The organism is Streptomyces sp. NPDC029216, from assembly GCF_040648015.1.
Taxonomy (GTDB): domain Bacteria; phylum Actinomycetota; class Actinomycetes; order Streptomycetales; family Streptomycetaceae; genus Streptomyces.
The window spans coordinates 1-5,326 of sequence record NZ_JBEZWL010000253.1 but is presented as its reverse complement, the minus strand read 5'-3'; the positions used below and the strand labels follow the sequence as shown (position 1 = coordinate 5,326).

The 5,326-nt window shown below is 69.5% G+C and carries 4 protein-coding genes; 2 read left to right on the top strand and 2 right to left on the bottom strand.

Features of this window, described 5'->3' with window-relative positions:
- Positions 1–1,501 precede the first annotated feature (1,501 nt).
- Together AB0F18_RS38280 and AB0F18_RS38275 are read left to right on the top strand one after the other, a co-directional pair.
- The gene (locus AB0F18_RS38280; protein ID WP_362069892.1) at positions 1,502–2,218 is read left to right on the top strand and encodes a hypothetical protein; all 717 of its coding nucleotides are present in this window, start codon (positions 1,502–1,504) and stop codon (positions 2,216–2,218) included.
- On the top strand, positions 2,215–2,688 hold the full coding sequence (locus AB0F18_RS38275) for a MarR family transcriptional regulator (RefSeq protein WP_123996001.1): 474 nt from the start codon (positions 2,215–2,217) through the stop codon (positions 2,686–2,688). Before AB0F18_RS38280 ends, AB0F18_RS38275 begins: the two co-directional genes overlap by 4 nt.
- Positions 2,689–2,965: 277 nt before the next feature.
- Here AB0F18_RS38275 and AB0F18_RS38270 read toward each other — a convergent pair whose 3' ends face one another.
- Together AB0F18_RS38270 and AB0F18_RS38265 are read right to left on the bottom strand one after the other, a co-directional pair.
- Entirely contained in the window at positions 2,966–3,520 is a 555-nt protein-coding gene (locus AB0F18_RS38270) for an XRE family transcriptional regulator (RefSeq protein WP_362069889.1), read from the bottom strand.
- Positions 3,521–3,523: 3 nt separating this feature from the next.
- Positions 3,524–5,326: transcriptional regulator (locus AB0F18_RS38265; RefSeq protein ID WP_362069886.1), on the bottom strand; the 1,803-nt coding region annotated here is incomplete at its 5' end.

Sequence of the window (5,326 nt, the reverse complement as noted above, 5' to 3'; positions counted from 1 at the left end):
TCTGCTACGCCTACCACGGCCGAGCCTTCGGCCGGGTTGTGCCTCCGCTTCGCTCCGGCACTGGGGAAGGGAGGCTCCCTCGCTGCGCTCGGGAGAGGTCCGCTTCGCGGACCAAGGCCGAGCCTTCGGCCCGGTTGCCTCTGCTTCGCTCCGGCAGTAGGGAGAGAGACCGCCTCGCTGCGCTCGACGGGGCTGGTTCCGCCAGCCAGGGCCCGGCCCTTTGACAGGGTTGAGCCTCCGCTTCGCTCCGGCAACGGGAAGGGAGACCCCCTCGCTGCGCTCGGCGGGGCCCGCTTCGCGGGCCAAGACCGGGCCTTTGGCCCGGTTGTGCCTCCGCTTCGCTCCGGCAGTAGGAAGAGAGACCGCCTCGCTGCGCTCGGGGGGCTGGTTTCACCAGCCAGGGCCCGGCCCTTCGGCCGGGTTGAGCCTCGGCTTCGCTCCGGCGCTGGGGAAGGGAGGCAGCCTTGCTGCGCTCGGCGGGGCCTGCTTCGCGGGCCAAGGCTGGGCCTTCGGCCCGGTTGCGCCTTCGCTTCGCTCCGGGAGTGGGAAGAGATGGCCGCCTCGCTGCGCTCGGCGGAGGTCCGCTTTGCGGACCAAGGCTGGGCCTTCGGCCCAGCCGTTGCTGTGCTTGGTGGGGAGAGCCAAGACTGGGCCTTTGGCAGGGTTGTTGCCTCCGGTTGGCGCCGGCAGTACGGAAGCGGAGCTGCTTTGCAGTGCCCGACCGGGCCGATGAGGACACTTCCCCTGCCTTCTCTAGAAAGGACCGGAGGCGTAACCAGGCCGAAGGTTCCTTCCTGACGCATGAAGAAAGCTTCCGTGCGGCCTGTTCCTCGGGCCAGGGCCGGGTGCTTGGGCTGGTGGGGAGTGGGTTTGGCTTGAGGGAGTGGTTTGGGGTGGTGGAGGAGGGGTTGAGGGGGTCTTGGGTTGGGGGGTGGGTGTTAACGGCGTTAATGGTCGGAGTGGGGGGTGATTCAAAGTGATGTGGGGATAGAGATAGGAATCGGTCAGATTCTGCGTGGTTACGGACAGGGTGTCCGGTGAGTGTCGGTGGGGTGGCTGGACTGGTTCGGCGTCAGGAAGTGGGGTCCTGCGGTGGGTTGGGGACGGCATTTCGTGCGCGCAGCGCGGCAGGAGACGGCCTATAGAGGGTACGGATATGCGTTGCCGCAGGTCAGGTGGGGTGCGGGGGGAAAGTTATGTCCCCTCAGAAGGGACATAACTCGGGCGATGTGTCGCTGGTAGGGGGACACATCGACTGCAAAACGTCAGTGTGGCTGACGCATTTTGGGCTAAAACGTCGGGGAGGCTGACGTTTTTTGGGAGATACGTCGGCGAACTGGGCTGGGGAGGGGTGGGGTTGGGCGAGGGGGGTCTCGGAGGGCTTGGCGGAGGGCCATGGCCGAGATGTGTCCCCGCTGGGGGGACATAAGACACGCCGAACGTCAACGAGCGTGACATTAGTGTCACCCTTGTTGACATACTCTCTCTGCAGATCAACGAAGTGGAGAGCATCCTCGTGTCATCAGAAGCACAGCGCCGCCGGCCGGGTCCGTCGCGCGCGCCGCGTCCTGATCTCCCCGTTGATGACGCGATCTCGGCGTGGAGCCAGCCGCTGGCTCCGGTCAAGGATCTGGACAGCCTCGCGAAGCGGTATCCCAGCCGGAAGCTCACGCTGGACGGCGAGCGCAAGCCGCTGGAGTTCTACGGGACCCAGAGTCAGCCAAATGCGTTCTCGATGGACAGCCTGGAGTTCTTCCTGGTGATCGCCCAGTACTTCAGGGAAGCCTTGCCCCTGAGGCTGATCCTGCTGCTGATCGCGTGCCAGCGGGCGGGAGGGCGGATTCCACTTACTCAGGAAGAGATGGCTACGATCCTGGACGTCAGTCGGACAAAGACGTCGGAGGCACTGCACACCGTCATGTCTCATGGGATCGTCTTCAAGGTGCGGCGGGGTGTGTACCAGTTCAACCCGCCCTACAGTTACCGGGTGGCTGAGTTCATCCCGGGAACCGAGACGGCGGGTGAGTTCGTGAAGGTGGAGCAGCACAGCACCATCTCGCAGATTCGCAGCGACACGAGCCTGCCCGACCTCGTGCGGTTCCCATCGCTGGACCACATGCGGCAGGCAATCGAGGAACTGCGGGCCGAACGGTCCAAAGAGCGCGCTGCGCGGCGGCTGAGCCGGGCGCAGCGCAAGGAAGAAGGGACAGCTCAGTGAGCACCTTGCGATTCGCTGCGGTCAACGCCGACGGGCTTCTCTCCGACCTCGACCTTCCGCCTGCCGCGTACCGTGTGCTGCTGAAGCTGCGTTCGCTGAGCGAGCCCGGTGGGCGGATCCTGATCGACCAGGCCACCATCGGGGGGCTGCTGGAGTTGAGCCGGCCGAGCGTCAACGCCGCTCTGCGCAGCCTGGAGCTGGCGAAGCTCGTGCGGAAGGTCAGGAACGGGGTGTACCAGATCAACCCGATGCTGGCCGGGTACAACTCCTTCGAGGACGCTGTCGCGGCCGTGAACGAGATGGCCGCCGACGAGCGGCTGGACGCGCGCGGGTACGTCGCCAGTTACCACCAGGCGGTGGCGGAGTATCAGGACCAGTTGGCCGAGCAGCGGAAGAAGAGGGCGGCGCAGGCCGCTGCGAAGAAGGCCGCGGAGTCGAAGCGGCGGCGGACGCTGCACGCTGTCGGTTAGCGGGCTTGAGGGAGGGGCTGTGGAAGGCCTCTGGGGGCCTCTCAAGGGCTTTTGAGGGCTTCGGGATATCCCGGGGCCCTCAAAGGGTTTTAGGGGCTTGTGGGGCCTACTGGGTCCTGTTGTGGGGCCTGTTGTGGGCTGTGTGTCGGGGGCAGGGGGCTGGGGGAGCCCTGTCGGGGCTGGCTGGGGCGCAGGCCGGGGCGACCGTTCGGGCCACGGCCGCCCGCCGCTTCGTGGACAGGCGCCGGACCAGGAAGGCGACGGTGGCGGTCTCGAGTTAGAAGGCGAAGTCCACGTAGTCGATGTCTGTGAACTCGACCAGGAGGCTCGTGGCTCGGGCGCCGTTGTCCTTGAAGTAGATCTCCTGGAGGGCTTCGGCCGTGATGTGGCGCAGTTGGGCTTCGGTCGCGCCGGTTTCCTGGGCCGCGAAGAGGCGTTGGGCGTACTCCGGGGGGAGGTGCTGGGTGATGCGGCGCATGCGGCCGTCGTCGGTGGTGCCCGGGGCGGCGGTGAAGCCGAAGCGGGCGCGGGTTTCGATGACCAGGCCGGTGGTGCGGGCGGCCTTCTCGCGGGCGCGCTTGCGGACCAGGGGCTGCCAGCGGCGGCGTACTTCGGTCTCCAGGCGGGATGCCAGGGCGGGCTTTGGTTGCTTGATCTCGTTCTTCACGTAGCGCTCGACGGTGCGCTGGGAGATGCCGAGGGTGGTGGCCACGCGTTTGGTGGTTTTGAGCTGCTTGAGGAGGAAGCGCATCTGGGCGCCCGCGGATTTGGGGATGGGGCGGGTGAAGTGCTGCTCGTCGGCCTTGGTGAGGCTGTCGGAGATGTCGGACATCGGTTACTCGCCGTCTGCTGCTGCGTCGTGGCCCTTGATGTGGCGGGCGGGGTTGAGGTGTTCGTCGAGGAGTTGCACGGCCCAGAGGAGGGGCTGGGTGCCCTCGTGCTTGACCATGCCGGGGCTGACGCCCAGGCGGAAGCCGCCGGGGAGCGGCTTGCCCTCGGGGGTGCGGGGGAGGAAGTCCAGGGGGCTGGGGCCGTCGGAGAGGTAGACGGCACAGTCGGACAGGACCGCGATGGGGTGCAGGCCGGCGGCGGTGGCGAGCTTCTGCATCTTGCGGTGCATGTTGACGCGGGCCGTGGCGATGACCGCGGCCCGGATGTCGGGGCGCCAGGTGGGGCGTTCGAGGGCGGGCCAGGGTTCGCCCGGGCGGTAGCCGGCGCCCTGGGGGCGTTCGCGGAGCTTGCCGATGCCGCCCTTGACCGTGGACTTGATGGCTGAGAGGACGGCGGTGGGGAGGGGGGCGTCCTGTTTGTGGGTTTCCATCGCGGTCAGGAACTCGGGTTCCGTCAGGGTGGTGGTGACGCCGAGGTCCGCCATCGTGGCCAGGTAGGCGTCGCGGAGGCGGGTGTACCAGGCGTCGAGGTAGGGGCCGTGCTCCGGGCGGATCCAGGCCTCGGTGGGGCGGACGTCGTGGCCGAGTTCCCGGGCGTAGGCCAGGGTCGGGGTCGCGTACCAGGCGGGGCCGGTGGGGGGCCTGCCGTGGGGGGTGAAGGGGCTGGGGAGGCGGGGGTCCAGGGAGAGGGAGGACAGGTCCGCCAGCCAGCAGCCGGGGAGCTTCGGGTCGAAGCGGGGGGCGGTGGTGTGGACCGCGGGGCCGATGCCGACAGTGAGGCGGTTCGCGGCGGCGGCGAAGGCCATGTTCACGTCGATGCCGACGGCGTGGGTGCGGGCGCACTCGGCGTCGGTGAGGAGCTCCGGGTCGCGGATCCAGTCGTAGGCCTCCTCGTCGAGGACCTGGTCCGGGGTGCGCTGGTGGGAGCGGGGGTAGAGGGAGGCGACCACCGGGTGCTCGTCGGGGGCCTCCGGCGGGGCCGGGTCCACGGGGCGGGTGAGGGAGCCGGGCACGGGGGCGGACTCCCAGGCGTTGGTCGCGGGGTTGCGGACCGCGCGGGTGGGCGGGCGCAGGGCCGTCATGAGTTCGAGGCCGGTGACGGCGGTGGAGCCGCGCGGGGTGAGGACGCGGGCGGCGTAGGTGGTGAGCAGCTCGGCGAGTTCGGGGGCGGGGAGGTGGGAGGTGTCCTCGCCCCAGGCGCGGGGGTCGAGGGCGCCCCAGGGGAGGACCGCGAGCTGGACGCACTGGCGGCCGGTGGTGGGGGAGGCCGGGCGGTAGATGCGGGCCCAGGGGCCGAAGCCGCGTCGGGTGAGCTGCCACTTGGCCTTGGTGAGCTGCTTGACGACGGGGTGGTCGTCGGGGAGGCGGAGGGCGCGGCGGTCTTCGAGGGTGAGGGGGAGGCCGAGGCGTTCGGCGGCGGGGGCGGTGAGGACCAGGAGGGGGTCGCCGTCCTTGCCGTTGCGGTGGAGGCGGGGGGCGCGGAGGTCGGCGTCGGGGCCGAGGGCCCAGGTGATGAGGGAGGGGAGGTCGGCGGTGGGGTGGGTGAGGAGGACGCCGCCGGCGGCGTGGGCGTGGCCGGTGCCGTCGAGGACGGCCAGGGGGCCGTTGCCCTGGAGGGGGAGGGGGGTGCTGGTGGTGGTGGAGGTGGTGGAGGTGGTGGTGCGGGTGGGCTTGGGGTGGGGGGTCGGGGTGGAGGGGTGGGGCTGGGTGCGGGGGGGTGCTGCGTGGGGGGTGTCAACGGTGTTGAC

Bases quoted from the DNA above. Each gene is read 5' to 3' on its own strand.
- AB0F18_RS38270 (WP_362069889.1), bottom strand. From the start codon at position 3,520: ATGTCCGACATCTCCGACAGCCTCACCAAGGCCGACGAGCAGCACTTC.